Annotated in this window: 15 protein-coding genes; 10 read left to right on the top strand and 5 right to left on the bottom strand. The window is 65.4% G+C overall.

Annotated features, from left to right (window positions below):
• The first annotated feature begins 75 nt into the window (after positions 1 to 75).
• From U5A57_RS05805 to iscX, 7 genes are all read left to right on the top strand, one after another.
• The gene (locus U5A57_RS05805; protein ID WP_321908962.1) at positions 76 to 1299 is read left to right on the top strand and encodes an IscS subfamily cysteine desulfurase; all 1224 of its coding nucleotides are present in this window, start codon (positions 76 to 78) and stop codon (positions 1297 to 1299) included.
• A 111-nt stretch (positions 1300 to 1410) separates the two neighbouring features.
• Positions 1411 to 1815 carry a Fe-S cluster assembly scaffold IscU gene (gene iscU / locus U5A57_RS05800; protein ID WP_028216879.1) on the top strand — a complete coding sequence of 135 codons (405 nt, stop codon included), beginning with the start codon at positions 1411 to 1413 and terminating at the stop codon, positions 1813 to 1815.
• Between the two features lie 143 nt (positions 1816 to 1958).
• On the top strand, positions 1959 to 2282 hold the full coding sequence (gene iscA, locus U5A57_RS05795; RefSeq protein ID WP_028210067.1) for an iron-sulfur cluster assembly protein IscA: 324 nt from the start codon (positions 1959 to 1961) through the stop codon (positions 2280 to 2282).
• A gap of 84 nt (positions 2283 to 2366) precedes the next feature.
• Positions 2367 to 2915, top strand: coding sequence for a Fe-S protein assembly co-chaperone HscB (hscB, locus tag U5A57_RS05790; protein WP_321908959.1), 549 nt, complete (start codon positions 2367 to 2369; stop codon positions 2913 to 2915).
• 61 nt (positions 2916 to 2976) lie between these two features.
• On the top strand, positions 2977 to 4848 hold the full coding sequence (gene hscA, locus U5A57_RS05785; protein ID WP_321908957.1) for a Fe-S protein assembly chaperone HscA: 1872 nt from the start codon (positions 2977 to 2979) through the stop codon (positions 4846 to 4848).
• A 184-nt stretch (positions 4849 to 5032) separates the two neighbouring features.
• A complete protein-coding gene (fdx, locus tag U5A57_RS05780) occupies positions 5033 to 5374 on the top strand; it encodes an ISC system 2Fe-2S type ferredoxin (protein WP_158757575.1) in 342 nt (113 codons plus the stop codon).
• A 30-nt stretch (positions 5375 to 5404) separates the two neighbouring features.
• Positions 5405 to 5602, top strand: a complete 198-nt coding sequence (gene iscX, locus U5A57_RS05775; RefSeq protein WP_028204168.1) for a Fe-S cluster assembly protein IscX — start codon at positions 5405 to 5407, stop codon at positions 5600 to 5602.
• A gap of 106 nt (positions 5603 to 5708) precedes the next feature.
• Here the strand turns inward: iscX and U5A57_RS05770 are convergent, their stop codons facing one another.
• The 5 genes from U5A57_RS05770 to U5A57_RS05750 all read right to left on the bottom strand — a co-directional run bounded on the left by U5A57_RS05770 (position 5709) and on the right by U5A57_RS05750 (position 12587).
• On the bottom strand, positions 5709 to 6446 hold the full coding sequence (locus U5A57_RS05770) for a glycine zipper 2TM domain-containing protein (protein ID WP_321908955.1): 738 nt from the start codon (positions 6444 to 6446) through the stop codon (positions 5709 to 5711).
• 315 nt (positions 6447 to 6761) lie between these two features.
• Positions 6762 to 8297 carry a lysine--tRNA ligase gene (gene lysS, locus U5A57_RS05765; RefSeq protein ID WP_321908954.1) on the bottom strand — a complete coding sequence of 512 codons (1536 nt, stop codon included), beginning with the start codon at positions 8295 to 8297 and terminating at the stop codon, positions 6762 to 6764.
• A gap of 211 nt (positions 8298 to 8508) precedes the next feature.
• Positions 8509 to 9613, bottom strand: a protein-coding gene (prfB, locus tag U5A57_RS05760; RefSeq protein WP_321908951.1) for a peptide chain release factor 2 whose coding sequence is annotated in 2 segments (ribosomal slippage) — positions 8509 to 9531 and positions 9533 to 9613 — 1104 coding nt in all. Because the reading frame shifts where the segments join, the coding sequence is not laid out codon by codon here.
• 106 nt (positions 9614 to 9719) lie between these two features.
• Positions 9720 to 11426: a single-stranded-DNA-specific exonuclease RecJ gene (gene recJ / locus U5A57_RS05755; protein WP_321908950.1), complete on the bottom strand. Its 1707-nt coding sequence runs from the start codon at positions 11424 to 11426 to the stop codon at positions 9720 to 9722.
• Between the two features lie 33 nt (positions 11427 to 11459).
• On the bottom strand, positions 11460 to 12587 hold the full coding sequence (locus U5A57_RS05750) for a regulator (protein ID WP_321908949.1): 1128 nt from the start codon (positions 12585 to 12587) through the stop codon (positions 11460 to 11462).
• Between the two features lie 341 nt (positions 12588 to 12928).
• Between U5A57_RS05750 and U5A57_RS05745 the strand changes: the two genes are divergently transcribed.
• Genes U5A57_RS05745 through U5A57_RS05735 form a run of 3 tightly spaced genes read left to right on the top strand, consistent with a single transcriptional unit; the run spans position 12929 to position 15716 of the window.
• Positions 12929 to 14182 (top strand): lipoprotein-releasing ABC transporter permease subunit, encoded by a 1254-nt coding sequence (locus U5A57_RS05745; protein WP_321908947.1) that lies wholly within the window; start codon positions 12929 to 12931, stop codon positions 14180 to 14182.
• On the top strand, positions 14175 to 14906 hold the full coding sequence (lolD, locus tag U5A57_RS05740; RefSeq protein ID WP_321908945.1) for a lipoprotein-releasing ABC transporter ATP-binding protein LolD: 732 nt from the start codon (positions 14175 to 14177) through the stop codon (positions 14904 to 14906). The genes U5A57_RS05745 and lolD overlap by 8 nt, the downstream gene beginning before the upstream one ends.
• Before the next feature lie 21 nt (positions 14907 to 14927).
• On the top strand, positions 14928 to 15716 hold the full coding sequence (locus U5A57_RS05735; RefSeq protein ID WP_321908944.1) for a TatD family hydrolase: 789 nt from the start codon (positions 14928 to 14930) through the stop codon (positions 15714 to 15716).
• Positions 15717 to 15797: the final 81 nt, after the last annotated feature.

The following is a 15797-nucleotide window of genomic DNA, read 5'->3' as shown; positions in this document are numbered from 1 at the left end:
CCAGAACGCCGTAGTTGGCCGCAGTTGACAATACAGACAGTACAGCGCAGCACACAAGATTCCCCGGAGCGATAGATGAATAACGACATTCCCCACCTGCCCATTTACATGGACTACAGCGCGACGACCCCCGTCGACCCGCGCGTGGTGGACAAGATGATTCCGTATCTGCGTGAGCAGTTCGGCAATCCGGCGTCGCGCAGCCACGCTTATGGCTGGGACGCGGAGCATGCTGTCGAGGAAGCGCGCGAGCAGGTCGCCGCGCTCGTCAACGCCGACCCGCGCGAAATCATCTGGACCTCTGGCGCGACCGAATCGGACAACCTCGCAATCAAGGGCGCCGCGCACTTCTACAAGAGCAAGGGTAAGCACATCATCACGGTCAAGACCGAGCACAAGGCCGTGCTCGACACCTGCCGTGAACTCGAGCGCGAAGGCTACGAAGTCACCTATCTGGACGTCAAGGACGACGGCCTGATCGACCTCGACGTGTTCAAGGCCGCGCTGCGTCCCGACACGATCCTCGTTTCCGTCATGCACGTGAACAACGAGATCGGCGTGATCCAGGACATCGCGACGATCGGCGAGATCTGCCGCGAGAAGGGCATCATTTTCCACGTCGATGCCGCTCAGTCCACGGGCAAGGCGCCTATCGACCTGCAAAAGCTCAAGGTCGACTTGATGTCGTTCTCGGCGCACAAGACCTACGGCCCGAAGGGTATCGGCGCGCTGTACGTGCGTCGCAAGCCGCGCGTGCGCATCGAAGCGCAGATGCACGGCGGCGGTCACGAGCGCGGCATGCGCTCGGGCACGCTGGCGACGCACCAGATCGTCGGCATGGGCGAAGCGTTCCGCATCGCGCGTGAAGAGATGGCCACGGAAAACGAGCGCGTGCGCATGCTGCGCGACAAGCTCCTGCGCGGCCTGAAGGAAATCGAAGAAACGTATGTGAACGGCGACATGGAACAGCGTGTCCCGCACAACCTGAACATCAGCTTCAACTTCGTCGAAGGCGAGTCGCTGATCATGGCGGTCAAGGACGTGGCGGTGTCGTCGGGTTCGGCTTGCACGTCTGCGTCGCTCGAGCCGTCGTATGTGCTGCGCGCGCTCGGCCGCAACGACGAACTGGCGCACAGCTCGATCCGCTTCACGGTGGGCCGTTTCACGACGGAACAGGACGTCGATTACGTCATCAACCTGCTGAAGACGAAGATCGCCAAGCTGCGCGAGCTGTCGCCGCTGTGGGAAATGCACCAGGACGGCATCGATCTGTCGACCATTCAGTGGGCGGCGCACTAAGGCTTTCGCGGCGCAGTCAGCATCGCGCAGTTGCATCGAAAACGAACCGGCCGCAGCGCAATGAGCAGAGCACTGCATGCAGCGCGGCCAACGAATTGAAGGAGTGTGATCATGGCATATAGCGACAAGGTTCTGGACCACTACGAAAACCCGCGCAACGTCGGCTCGTTCGCCAAGGACGACGACGCGGTCGGCACCGGCATGGTCGGCGCGCCGGCGTGCGGCGACGTGATGAAGCTGCAGATTCGCGTGGGCGCGGACGGCGTGATTGAAGACGCAAAGTTCAAGACCTACGGCTGCGGCTCGGCGATCGCTTCGAGCTCGCTCGTGACCGAGTGGGTGAAGGGCAAGACGCTCGACCAGGCCCTCGACATCAAGAACACGCAGATCGCCGAAGAACTGGCGCTGCCGCCGGTGAAGATCCACTGCTCGATTCTCGCGGAAGACGCGATCAAGGCAGCGGTCGCTGATTATCGCCAGCGTCACACGACTGAAGCGAAGGCCGACGCGGCTTAAGCGCAGCAGCGTCGATGCAGGACGGCGCCGGACCATGGGGTGCGGCGCTCTGGGACTAACGATTTTGGATGCAGCAGGGTTGCGTCGCGACGCAAGGGAAGGCGAAAGCCGAACCCGGCGGCGCGAGGCGCGGCGAAGATGCTATGGCAATTACGTTGACTGAAAAAGCGGCACAGCACGTGCAAAAGTACCTGACCCGTCGCGGCAAGGGCGTGGGCCTGCGTCTTGGCGTGCGCACGACGGGCTGCTCGGGCCTCGCGTACAAGCTCGAGTACGTCGACGAGCTCGCGCCCGAGGACAACGTCTTCGAGAGCCACGGCGTGAAGGTCATCGTCGACCCGAAGAGCCTTGCCTATATCGACGGCACGCAACTCGACTTCGTGCGCGAAGGCCTGAACGAGGGCTTCCGGTTCAACAACCCGAATGTGAAGGACGAGTGCGGCTGCGGCGAGTCCTTCCGCGTTTGAGCCCGCGTCGAGCGGTGAAAAGGCGGCCTGTGCCGCCTTTTTGATTTTGATGGCCCTGATAGACCCACCCGAACGTTCCAGCCGATGAGCACGCCTTCCACGTCTACCCGATCGCTCTCCGACAGCCACTTCGTGCTGTTCGGCCTGCCCGAGCAGTTCGCGATCGATGCGAACGCGCTCGACCACGCCTACCGCACGGTGCAGGCACAGGTGCATCCCGACCGTTTCGCTGCGGCCGGCGAGGCGCAAAAGCGCATCGCCATGCAATGGGCGACGCGCACGAACGAGGCGTACCAGACGCTGCGCGATCCGCTCAAGCGCGCGAAGTATCTGCTGCATTTGCGCGGTATCGACGTGGGCGCAGAGAACAACACCGCGATGGAGCCCGCGTTCCTCATGCAGCAGATGGAGTGGCGTGAGGCGATCGAAGACGCGGTCGGCGCGAAGAACGTCGATGCGCTCGATGCGCTCGCGGGCGAGCTGCGCGACGACGAACGCGTGCGCTTCACGAAGCTCGCGGCGCTGCTCGACAGCGGCTCGAACCAGCCGGCCGCCGAGGCGGTGCGCCAGCTCATGTTCATTGAGCGCGTGGCGGGCGAGATCGACTCGCAGATCGAGCGTCTCGAAGGCTGAAGCGGATATCGGGCGCTCGCGCTCATCAGGTTTAAAGCAGGTTAAAAAGCAGATTACACAGATGGCATTACTGCAAATCTCCGAACCCGGCATGGCGCCGGCGCCGCATCAGCGGCGACTCGCCGTCGGCATCGACCTCGGCACGACGAACTCGCTGGTCGCAGCGGTGCGCAGCGGCGTGCCCGACGTGTTGCCCGACGAAGACGGCCACGTGCTGCTGCCTTCGGTCGTGCGCTATCTCGCGAATGGCGGCCGTCGGATCGGCCGCACGGCGAAGGCTGAAGCCGCCACCGATCCGCGCAACACGATCGTGTCGGTCAAGCGCTTCATGGGCCGCGGCAAGTCCGAAGTCGAAGGCGCGGCCAACGCGCCGTACGATTTCGTCGACGCGCCGGGGATGGTGCAGATCCAGACCGTGGACGGCGTGAAGAGCCCCGTCGAAGTTTCGGCGGAGATTCTCGCGACGCTGCGCCAGCGCGCCGAAGACACGCTCGGCGACGAGCTCGTCGGCGCCGTCATCACGGTGCCTGCGTACTTCGACGAAGCGCAGCGCCAGGCGACCAAGGACGCCGCGCGTCTCGCGGGCCTGAACGTGCTGCGTCTGCTCAACGAGCCGACCGCGGCGGCGATTGCCTACGGGCTCGACAACGGCGCCGAAGGTCTCTACGCGGTCTATGACCTCGGCGGCGGCACGTTCGACCTGTCGATTCTCAAGCTCACGAAGGGCGTGTTCGAAGTGCTGGCGGCCGGCGGCGATTCGGCGCTCGGCGGCGACGATTTCGACCACGCGCTCTTTGCGTATGCGCTGGAGCAGTCCGGCATCGAGCGCGCGAGCCTCGCACCCGAAGACGTGCGCCTGTTGCTCGACCGCGTGCGCGATGCGAAGGAGGCGCTCTCGTCCGCGCCCGAGGCGCGCATCGAGGCGAGCCTGTCGAACGGCAAGCAGATCGCGCTGACGATCGACGAGCCGCGCTTCGAAGCGCTCACGCAAGCGCTCGTGCAGCGCACGCTCACGCCGACAAAGAAGGCGCTGCGCGACGCAAAGGTGGCTGCGAAAGACGTGAAGGGCGTGGTGCTGGTGGGCGGTGCGACGCGTATGCCGGTGATCCGCCGCGCCGTGGAGCAGCACTTCGGCCAGGCGCCGCTTACGAATCTCGACCCGGACCAGGTCGTCGCGCTCGGCGCGGCGATCCAGGCCGACCTGCTCGCGGGCAACCGCGGCGGCGAGGACGACTGGCTGCTGCTCGACGTCATTCCGCTGTCGCTCGGTGTGGAGACGATGGGGGGCCTCGTCGAGAAGATCATCCCGCGCAATTCGACCATCCCGGTCGCGCGAGCGCAGGACTTCACGACCTTCAAGGACGGCCAGACGGCCATGGCGATTCACGTCGTGCAAGGCGAGCGCGAACTCGTTGCCGACTGCCGCTCGCTCGCGCGTTTCGAACTGCGCGGCATTCCGCCGATGGCGGCGGGCGCGGCGCGCATTCGCGTGACTTACCAGGTGGATGCGGACGGCCTCTTGTCCGTGTTCGCGCGCGAGCAGCTCTCGGGCGTGGAAGCGTCGGTGGTGGTGAAGCCGTCCTACGGTCTCGCCGATGACGACGTGGCCCGCATGCTCGAAGACAGCTTCAAGACCGCCGAAGTCGACATGCGCGCCCGCGCGCTGCGCGAGGCACAGGTCGAGGCGCAACGCATCATCGAAGCGACGAACGCCGCTTTGGGCGCCGATGGCGAACTGCTCGACGAAGCCGAGCGTGCGCAAGTCGACGCGCTGATCGCCGCGCTCGCGCAAGTCGCGCAGGGCGACGACGCCGGCACGATCGAAGCGGCGACGAAGGCGCTTTCCGAAGGCACCGACGAGTTTGCCGCGCGCCGGATGAACAAGGGCATCAAGCGCGCGCTGGCGGGCAAGAAGCTCGACGAGATCGGCTGAAGCCGCGGTTAAAAGCGTGGCTGAAACCTCAACAGCTTAAAGGTGAACGCGTCGTTAGCAAACGGCGCGCGCGTGCGTGCTTTCCCGATGTGGCGGAGCACGCACCGACAGTAGAATGGGCACATGCCGCCGTCGGAGGCGGGGCATGCGCCCGATATGAAAGTTATTGGATACGGAAATCACAATGCCTCAAATCGTGGTGCTGCCCCATGTCGAACTGTGCCCTGAGGGTGCGGTCATCGACGCCAAGCCGGGCGAGAGCGTGTGCGACGCGCTGCTCGAACACGGTATCGAAATCGAGCACGCATGCGAGAAGTCGTGCGCCTGCACGACCTGTCACGTGATCGTGCGCGAAGGTTTCGATGCGCTCGTGCCGTCCGAGGAAGACGAAGACGATCTCCTCGACAAGGCGTGGGGACTCGAGCCGACATCGCGGCTGTCGTGCCAGGCCATCGTGCCTGCGAACGACGATCTGGTGGTCGAGATTCCGCGTTACTCGATCAACCACGCGAAGGAAAACCACTGAGCCACTGAACATCAGGAGGAGCGCGCAGCCATGAAATGGACCGATACGCAGGACATCGCGATGGCCTTGACGGACACCCATCCAGAAGTGGACCCGCAGTACGTGCGCTTCACCGATCTGCACCGCTGGATCACGCAGCTCGACGGCTTCGACGACGACCCCGAGCGCTCGAACGAGAAGATTCTCGAGGCGATCCAGGCGGCGTGGATCGAAGACGCGGACTACTGATTCCCGGCACGCCCGCGAAGCAGACGAAAAGACGAGAAAAAGGCGATTTGCCCTTACGGCAAATCGCCTTTTTTATTGCGCAACTAGCTTCCCGGCGTCAGCGCAATCAACCCGCGACCAGCGTGCCGTTCTCCACGCGCACGCGCTCGCCCTGCTGGAACGGCGGCGCTTCGTGATACGTGAAGTAGCGCGTCTTGCCGTTCTCCATGCGCACGCGCACCGAATAGGTTGTCGTGCTGCGCAGGTGCTTTTCGACCGAGTTGCCCGCGAAGCCGCCACCGAGTGCACCTAGCAACGTCATGGCCGTGCGGCCGTTACCCGAGCCGAACTGGTTGCCGACCACGCCGCCGGCCACCGCGCCGCCCACTGCGCCGATACCGGTACCGTGGCCTTCTTGCTTTGCCTCGGAAATCGCGACGACCGTGCCGCACGTCGAACACGCGGGCTGGGCGGGCGGCGCTTCCTGTGCGTACTGCTGTTGCGAAGGCTGCGGCGGCTGGCCAGGCTGTTGACCATATTGCTGCGCAGGCGCGACGGGCACGGCCGCTGGCTGTTGAGCCTGTACCGGCGCCGGTTGCGTCTCGGTGGGCGCATTCTGGTCGTTCTGCGCGTATTGCGAAGCCTGCACCGGCCTCGTCGAGTCAACGACAGCCGGCTGTGAAGCCATCATCGACGTCTGGCCCGTCTGCACCTGAGCGCTTTGCTCGGTGGTGCTGGAGGCTTTCGGGAAAACGCCGGTGATGGCTGCGGTGGCCGCGAGGCTTGCGACGATGACGGCCGCCGCCGCGGTTGCGATCAATGGGTGGAGGCGGCGTTTCGGTGTGATTGGATCAGTTGTGTTCATGACAGGCTCCGTCTTTGGCAGAGTTGGCTCGCTTGTGAGACTTGTGAGACCCAGTGTGAGCCAATCCAATTCTGTGAGCGTTTCAATTTGTAACCCGGCGCATCGGCGGCATTGTGACGAACAGTGCGCAATCGTCGCGCAGCGTTGCACAGCGCGGTTTTCCACGCTGGCGCAATGGATGTGCCCGTTTCAGCCGTTGCGCTAGCCGGCAGATCTTACCGATGGTTACAAACCTGGGCGTTGAGATGCCATAAAGAAACGGGGCGCATGCGGTGTGAACCGCATGCGCCCCGTCATGTCAGGCAGAGCTTGCGCTTAGTCTTCGCGGCGCAGGTGCGGGAAGAGGATCACGTCACGGATGCTCGCGCTGTCCGTGAGCAGCATGATCAGGCGGTCGATGCCGATGCCGCAGCCGCCCGTCGGGGGCATGCCGTACTCGAGCGCGCGGATGTAGTCGGCGTCGTAGAACATCGCTTCTTCGTCGCCGGCGTCTTTCTGCTCGACCTGCTTCTTGAAGCGGGCGGCCTGGTCTTCCGGATCGTTCAGCTCCGAGAAACCGTTGGCGATCTCGCGGCCCGTGATGAACAGCTCGAAGCGCTCGGTAATGCCCGGCAGCGTGTCCGAGGCGCGAGCAAGCGGCGAAACTTCGACAGGGTAGTCGATGATGTAGGTCGGCTCCCACAGCTGCGACTCGGCGGTCTCTTCGAACAGCGCCAGTTGCAGCGAACCCACGCCCGCATTCAGGAACTGCGGCTGGTTTGCGTCCACGCCGAACTTCTTCAGTTCCGAGCGCAGGAAGGCGGCGTCGGCGAGTTGCTCGTTCGTGTACTGCGGCGCGTACTTCTGGATCGCCTGGACGATCGTCAAGCGATGGAACGGCTTCGAGAGGTCGAGTTCGCGGCCCTGATACGTCAGCACGGCGGTGCCGCTCGCGTCGATGGCGGCCTGGCGGATCAGCTGCTCGGTGAAGTCCATGAGCCACGCGTAGTCGGTGTACGCCGCGTAGAACTCCATCATCGTGAATTCCGGATTGTGACGCGGCGAAACGCCTTCGTTACGGAAATTCCGGTTGATTTCGAACACGCGCTCGAAGCCGCCCACGATCAGACGCTTCAGATACAACTCGGGCGCGATGCGCATGAACATCTGCATGTCGAGCGCGTTGTGATGCGTGACGAACGGCTTGGCGGCCGCGCCGCCCGGGATCGGGTGCAGCATCGGCGTTTCGACTTCCATGAAGTCTGCGTTCGCCATGAAGTTGCGCACCGACGAGATTGCCTTGGTGCGCGCCTGGAACGTCTGACGCGCTTCGGGCGTGACGATCAGGTCGACATAGCGCTGGCGATAACGCATTTCCTGGTCGGAGAGGCCGTGGAACTTGTCCGGCAGCGGACGCAGTGCCTTCGAGAGCAGGCGCAGTTCCGTGCAGCGGACCGAAAGCTCGCCCTTGTTGGTGCGAAACAGCACGCCCTTGGCCGCGACGATGTCGCCCAGGTCCCACTTCTTGAACGCTTCGTAGGTGGCTTCGCCCACGTCGGCGGGCGTGATGAAGAACTGGATCTGGCCCGAGCCGTCGCGCACCGTGGCGAAGCTCGCCTTGCCCATCACGCGCTTGAGCATCATGCGGCCGGCAATGGCGACTTCGAGCGGATTCGCTTCGAGCGCGTCCTTGTCGGTGTCGGCGTAGTCGCGCTGCAGGTCGGCGGCGTGGTGGGTGGGGCGGAAGTCGTTCGGATAGGCGACGCCTGCCTCGCGCAGTGCGCGCAGTTTCTCGCGACGCTCGGCGATGATCTGGTTGTCGTCGAGTTCGGGCGCGGCGCTGGGCGCGTTCTGCTGGGTCGGTTCGGTCATGATGGCTCGGAGTTCTTTGATTCGCAGGTGTTTCGGCGAGTTTTCGGGGCGGCGGCCCCGGTATGGTCCTTCGCGGGACACGGCGCGCACGGCGCGCAGATAAGCGGACTTCGGTTCCTGCTGCGCGCCGCATGCCTCGCAGTCGAGGCGGGCGGCGCAGCAGGAGAGGGCGGCATGCGGTGTTCTGCAGCGCCCGTGGCGTGCGGCAAGCTTACACGCCCTGTTTCAGGCTCGCGCTGATGAAGGCGTCGAGATCGCCGTCGAGCACGGCCTTGGTGTTGCTGATTTCGACGTTGGTGCGCAGGTCCTTGATACGGCTGTTGTCGAGCACGTAAGAGCGGATCTGGTGGCCCCAGCCCACGTCCGACTTGCCCGCTTCGAGCTTGTCCTGTTCCGACTGGCGCTTGCGCATTTCGGCTTCGTACAGGCGCGATTTGAGCATGGCCATGGCTTCGGCGCGGTTGCGGTGCTGCGAGCGGTCGTTCTGGCACTGCACGACGATGCCCGACGGAACGTGCGTAATACGCACGGCGGAGTCGGTCTTGTTGATGTGCTGACCGCCCGCGCCCGAAGCGCGGTACGTGTCGATGCGCAGATCGGCCGGATTGACTTCGATCTCGAACGAATCGTCGATTTCCGGATACACGAACACCGACGAGAACGACGTATGACGCCCGCCCGATGAATCGAACGGCGACTTGCGCACGAGGCGGTGAATGCCGGTTTCGGTGCGCAGGAACCCGTAGGCGTATTCGCCTTCGACCTTGATCGTCGCGCTCTTGATGCCGGCCACGTCGCCTTCGGACTCTTCGAGCACTTCGGTCTTGAAGCCCTTGCGTTCGCAGTAGCGCACGTACTGGCGCAGCAGCATGGAAGCCCAGTCGCACGCCTCGGTGCCGCCGGCGCCGGCCTGGATGTCGATGAACGCGTTGTTCGGGTCGGCCGGATTCGCGAACATGCGGCGGAACTCGACGTCGGCGACGCGTGCTTCGATCGCGTGAGTGTCGGTTTCGATGGCGACGAGCGTGTCCTCATCGCCTTCCTCGCGGGCCATCTCGAAGAGATCCTGCGTGTCGCGCGTGTCGTTCTCGATGCCGTCGAGCACGTGCACGACGCCCTCGAGCAGCTTCTTTTCCTTGCCGAGACCCTGGGCGTGCTTGGCGTCGTTCCAGACGTTGGGGTCTTCGAGTTCGCTGTTGACTTCGACGAGCCGTCGGGCTTTTACGTCGTAGTCAAAGATACCCCCGTAGCTCGCCCGCGCGCATGCGCAGGTCCGCCAAAAGGGCTTCGATCGCGTTGAGACGTTCCGCTTCCATTTGTGTCGTGATCCGGCGTGTAAAACATTGAATTATAGCCGATTGGACCCGGATCAAGGGCGGCGCGGACCATCTGGGGGCCCGCGCGTGGGCGCTCATGGCGCACTCAGAGCGCCGCGTGCTCCACGACGAGTTGCACGCGCGAGACGCCGTTCCAGGTGTCGCGCACGAGCCGGTAAGCGACCGTGGTGTGCTGCGGCAGCGACTCGGTGTGATTGAACCAGATCGCGTTGAAGCGCTGGCGCCCGCGCAGCAATTGCAGCTTGAGGTGCTTGTCTTTCACGAGCGCCTGCGAAGCCACTTCGAATTCTCCCGAAAACACGGGCGCCGGAAAGCCTTGGCCCCACACGGCGGCATCGAGCATCTCCACGAAATCGGGCGTGAAGTAGGCGTCTTCGAGATCGCCGTCAGTCTCGACGGTGCGGGCGAGCGCTTCTTCGGTGAGCCATTCGCGGCCCACGCGTTCGAACGCGGCGGCGAATCGCGGCACATCGGCGGCGGCGATCGTCATGCCCGCGGCCATGGCGTGGCCGCCGAACTTCTGGATCAGGCCCGGCTCGCGTTTGCTGATGAGATCGACGGCGTCGCGCAGATGGAAACCGGGGATCGAACGGCCCGAGCCCTTCACGAGTTCGCCGTCGTCGTCGGCCGGGGCGAAGGTGAACGAAGGGCGGTGAAAACGCTCCTTCAGGCGCCCCGCGACGATGCCGATCACGCCCTGGTGCCAGCCTTCGTTGAACAGCGTGAGCGTCGCCTTGCCTTGCGGATCGACATCGGCGAGATCGGCAAGCGCCTGCTGCTGCATGCCCGCCTCGATCTCGCGGCGCTCGCGGTTCATCGAGTCGAGCTGCTGGGCCAGTTCCCACGCGCGGCCGACGTCGTCGGTGGTCAGGCATTCGATGCCGAGCGACATGTCCGAAAGCCGGCCGGCTGCGTTCAGACGGGGCCCGAGCGCGAAACCAAAGTCGAAGCCCGAGGCGCTTTTCGCGTCGCGCCCCGCAGCGCGAAAGAGCGCTGCGATGCCCGGCTGCATGCGGCCGTTGCGCACGCGCTGCAAGCCCTGCGCGACGAGCACGCGGTTGTTGCAGTCGAGCTTCACGACGTCGGCCACGGTGCCGAGCGCGACGAGATCGAGCAGGCCGTCGAGGCGCGGCTCGGGCTTGCCGTCGCTGAACGCGCCGCGCTTGCGCAATTCCGCGCGCAGCGCGAGCAGCGTGTAGAACATGACGCCCACGCCCGCGATGCACTTGCTCGGAAACTCGCAACCCGGCTGGTTCGGATTGACGATGGCGCGCGCGTCGGGGAGCGTGTCGCCCGGCAGGTGGTGATCGGTCACGAGCACCTCGATGCCGAGCTCGTTGGCGGCTTCGACGCCTTCCACGCTGGCGATGCCGTTGTCCACCGTGATCAGGACGTCGGGTGGCCCGCCTTTGCGTTGGGCGGCGAGCGCGACGATCTCAGGTGTGAGGCCGTAGCCATACTCGAAGCGGTTCGGCACGAGATAGTCAATCTGCGCGCCGAACATGCGCAGGCCGCGTACGGCCACGGCGCAGGCGGTCGCGCCGTCGCAGTCGTAGTCGGCGACCACGAGCATGCGGCACTCCGCTTCGAGCGCGTCGGCGAGCAGCGTGGCGGCCTCGTCGATGCCCTTCATGCCCGTGGGCGGAATCAGGCGCGCGAGTCCGGTTTCGATCTCGTCAGGCTGGCAGACGCCGCGCGAGGCGTAAAGGCGTGCGAGCACCGGATGCAGGCCGTGGCGCACGAGCGCTTCGGTGTCGGCGGGCGAGCAGGCGCGGGTGACGATTCGGGTCATGCGTGAGTGCGGAAGAAAGAGGTCATTCGGGGATCATTCGATAAAGAGCGACGCGAACAGGCGGCGTCGCCAGAACTTGCGCAAATCGCCGCGCGTGATAGAGAGGGTGACCGAGCCGGTGTCGCCGCACAGCGTGAGGTCGAGCGCGGCGAGCGCGCCCGTTTGCAGCGCGGCGAGCGCGGGCGCGAACCAGTCGCGCTCCAGTTGCGCGAACGCGGCGTTCCAGCGGCCCCAGTCCTGCTGGATGAAGGCGGCTGAAAACGGATCGAGTTCGACGAGCGTCGCCCCCGTGCCCGAACCGTTGTTGAGCGAGGCTGCGAGCGCGGCGAAGGTCGCAGGCGCGGCGCTGACTTCCGACTTCGCGGCGAGTGCCAGGCCACGTGTGGCGGCTGCGTCGGAGCGCACGCGTGCATAAGGGCTCGTGACCGGGCGCAGCTCGCCTTGCGCGTGGAACCAGATCGAATTGACGGCGGGCAGACCGCGCGCCTCGCGCGCCTCGTTCACAGGATGCTCGAACCACGCCATCTGCACTTCGTTCTGCACCTTCATCCACGCGCGCGAACGCTGGCCCGACTGGGCCTCGTGCGGCAGCCAGATCTCGATGTTGCGGCCGCTCGCGCGCAAGGGCGAAGCGCCCGCGAGCGTGCCGAACGCTTCTGAGGAGAGGTACCAGCGCTGCGGAGTCGGAGCCTCGACGCGCACGCCCAGCTCTTCGATCAGCGGGCGGGCGACGGTGTAGAGCGTGGCGGCGTCGGCGTCGGCGAGTTCGAGCGAAGCGGGGTCGATCAGCACCAGATGGTCGTGCGCGATGCGCACGTGCACGGGCTGCACGCATGCCCACGTGGCGTTGCCTGGCGTGCCGCCATCGGCGAGCAGCATGTAGGGCGCAAGGGGCGCTTCGTCGTCGGCGGCCGGCGCGGGTCTTGCGTCGTTTGCGTTCGCGGCACCGAGCGCGCCGAACTGGCGCGCAACCCAGCGCTCGTGCGGCAGCGTGCGCTGGAAGTCCTCGCCGATCACTTGCTCGCCGAGTGTCGCGCGCGCAACCAGTTTCGCGAGCGCCGGGTATTCGAGGCCCGCAAGCGCGGTGGAGGCGGCCGCAGCGGACGGCAAGGCAAAAGGAACGAGGAGATGGAGTCGGTCGGCGGGCATGATGGTGCGCATTGTACTTCGGCGCCTGGCGCGCCGGGCGGCCCTCTGGCGTATCGCAACGGGCCCGCATCGCTCCGTTATGCTTGTGCGGCGGCACTTGTGGACGAAATGCGGCTCGAAGGAGAGGGCGGGCAAACGCCCGCGGGCCGTGCGTGTCGCAGGCGCGCAAGTTTGTGCGATCGCCGGCGAAAGTCGGTCGAATGTCCGTGGAGGGGCGCCAGTATGGCAAACTTCGCGGTTGATCGCCGCCCGACCCGGCACGATATTGTTCGGGCGTCCGGCGCACTGGCCCCAGGGTCACCCAGGGTCAATACGCGCCGCCGGAGCGCAACGAAGACGCAAAAAGGATTCGCTTGAAACTTCCCTACGAATGGCAGATAGGCTGGCGCTACACCCGCGCTGGCAAACGCACGACCGGCAACGGGTTCATCTCGTTCATCGCGCTCATCTCGATGTCGGGCATCGCGCTCGGCGTCGCGGCGCTGATCGTCGTGCTCTCGGTGATGAACGGCTTCCAGCGCGACGTGCGCGACCGCATGCTCTCCGTGCTCGCGCACATCGAGATCTTTTCGCCCACGGGCACGATGCCAGACTGGCAGCTCACCGCGAAGGAAGCGAAGACCAATCCGGAAGTGATCGGCGCGGCGCCTTACGTGGACGCCCAGGCGCTGCTCACGCGCGGTGACAGCGTGAACGGCGTCGCGCTGCGCGGTATCGAGCCTTCCGAAGAGCCGCAGGTGTCGGACATCGGCAAGGAGATGAAGGCGGGCAGCCTGAACGACCTCACGCCCGGCAGCTTCGGTATCGTGCTCGGCGCCGATCTCGCCGTGAACCTCGGCGTTACAGTGGGCGACAAGGTCACGCTCGTCGCGCCCGAGGGCTCGATCACGCCGGCCGGCATGCTGCCGCGCCTGAAGCAGTTCACGGTGGTGGGCGTGTTCGAATCGGGCCACTACGAGTACGACAGCACGCTCGCGCTCACCAACATCCGCGACGCGGAAGTGCTGTATCGCCTCGGCGCGCCAAGCGGCGTGCGTCTGCGCCTGAAGGACATGCAACGCGCGCCGGCGGTGGCGCGCCAGCTCGTGCATACGCTCTCGGGCGACCTCTATATCCGCGACTGGACGCAGCAGAACAAGACCTGGTTCTCGGCCGTGCAGATCGAAAAACGCATGATGTTCATCATCCTCACGCTCATCATCGCGGTCGCGGCGTTCAATCTCGTTTCGTCTCTCGTCATGACCGTCACCAACAAGCAGGCCGATATCGCGATCCTGCGCACGCTCGGCGCGCAGCCGGGCTCGATCATGAAAATCTTCGTCGTGCAGGGCGTGACGATCGGCTTCGTGGGCACCGGCCTCGGCATTGCGCTCGGTTGCCTGATCGCATGGAGCATTCCATGGAGCGTGCCGGCGATCGAGCATCTGCTCGGCATCCAGTTCCTGCCGCCTTCGGTGTATTTCATCAGCGAGCTGCCTTCGGAACTCGTGGCTTCCGACGTGATCCGCATCGGCGTGATTGCGTTCGTGCTGTCCGCGCTCGCCACGCTCTATCCGAGCTGGCGTGCGGCCAAGGTTCGTCCTGCGGAGGCGCTGCGCTATGAATGACCGTCAATCGCTCATCGCCGCGGCCGGCGACTATCCGTATGTGCTCGAAGCGCACGGCGTCTCGAAGGTGTTCGGCCAGGGCGCGCTTGCCGTGCAGGTGCTGCACGACACCGATCTCAAAGTGAAGCGCGGTGAAAAGCTCGCCGTGGTGGGCGCGTCGGGCTCGGGCAAGAGCACGCTGCTGCACGTGCTGGGCGGGCTCGATGAGCCGGGCGCGGGCAAGGTCTCGGTGCTCGGCAAGCCGTTCACCGAGCTTTCCGAGCGCGAGCGCAACGAGTTGCGCAATCGCGCGCTCGGGTTCGTTTATCAGTTCCACCATCTGCTGCCCGAGTTTTCGGCGCTCGACAACGTGGCGATGCCGCTGCGCATTCGCCGCATGACGCAGGAAGACGCGCGCGCCGAGGCGATGCAGATCCTGGAGCGCGTGGGCCTCTCGCATCGTGCGCGCAACCGGCCGGGCGAGCTTTCGGGCGGCGAGCGCCAGCGCGTGGCGATCGCACGTGCGCTTGTGACGAAGCCCGCGTGCGTGCTCGCCGACGAGCCCACGGGCAACCTCGACGGCACGACGGCCGATACCGTCTTCAACCTGATGCTCGAACTTTCCGACCAGTTCGACACGAGCTTCGTGATCGTCACGCACGATCCCGACCTCGCGGCGCGCTGCGACCGCATTGTGCGTTTGCGCGACGGCATGCTGCACGAGGAACCGGTCGTCCCGGTCTGAGCTTTCCCGCGAGCGAGCGCCATGTGGATCGACACGCACTGCCATCTCGATGCCGCCGAGTTCGACGTTGACCGCGACGCGGTCGCGTCGGCGGCGCAAGCGGTGGGCGTGTCGCGCATCGTGATTCCGGCGGTCGCGCGCGAGAACTTCTCGACGGTTCGCGCGCTCGCGCACCGCACCGCGGGCGCGGTCTACGCGCTCGGCATCCATCCGCTCTATACGCCGCAGGCGCGCGACGAAGACCTCGAGGCGTTGCGCCGCGAGATCGAAGCGAGTCTCGACGATCCGCGTTTCGTTGGCATCGGCGAGATCGGGCTCGATTACTTCGTGCCGGGCCTCGACGACGCACGTCAGCAGCACTTCTACGACGCGCAGCTGCGCCTCGCGCGCGAGTTCGGCCTGCCGGCGATCTGCCACGTGCGCAAATCGCAGGATCAGGTGCTCAAGGGGCTGCGCCGCAACGGCGTGAAAAGCGGGATCGCGCATGCGTTCAACGGCAGTTTTCAGCAGGCGCGCGCGTTCATCGATCAAGGCATGCACCTGGGCTTCGGCGGCAATCTGACGTTCGAGCGCGCGCTGCAGATTCGCAGGCTCGCGCAGCAGTTGCCGCTCGAGGCAATCGTCATGGAAACCGACGCCCCCGATATCTCGCCAGCCTGGCTTTATCGCGAGCGCAACACACCCGACCAGGTGCCGCGCATCGGTGCCGTGCTTGCGGGCTTGCGCGGCTTGAGTCCCGCGGAACTTGCACTTGGCACGACGGCTAACGCTGCGGCCGCGCTGCCGCGGCTCGCGCTTTCGTCTGCATAATCGTTTCCAGGGTGGCGGGTACGGCGCGCGGTGTGCGCGGCGTGATTGTTGCGGTCGGCGCATGTTGCCCCCTCGTTGCGA

Source organism: Paraburkholderia sp. J11-2, from assembly GCF_905220185.1.
Lineage (GTDB): Bacteria > Pseudomonadota > Gammaproteobacteria > Burkholderiales > Burkholderiaceae > Paraburkholderia.
This window is presented reverse-complemented; position numbering and strand designations above follow the sequence as displayed.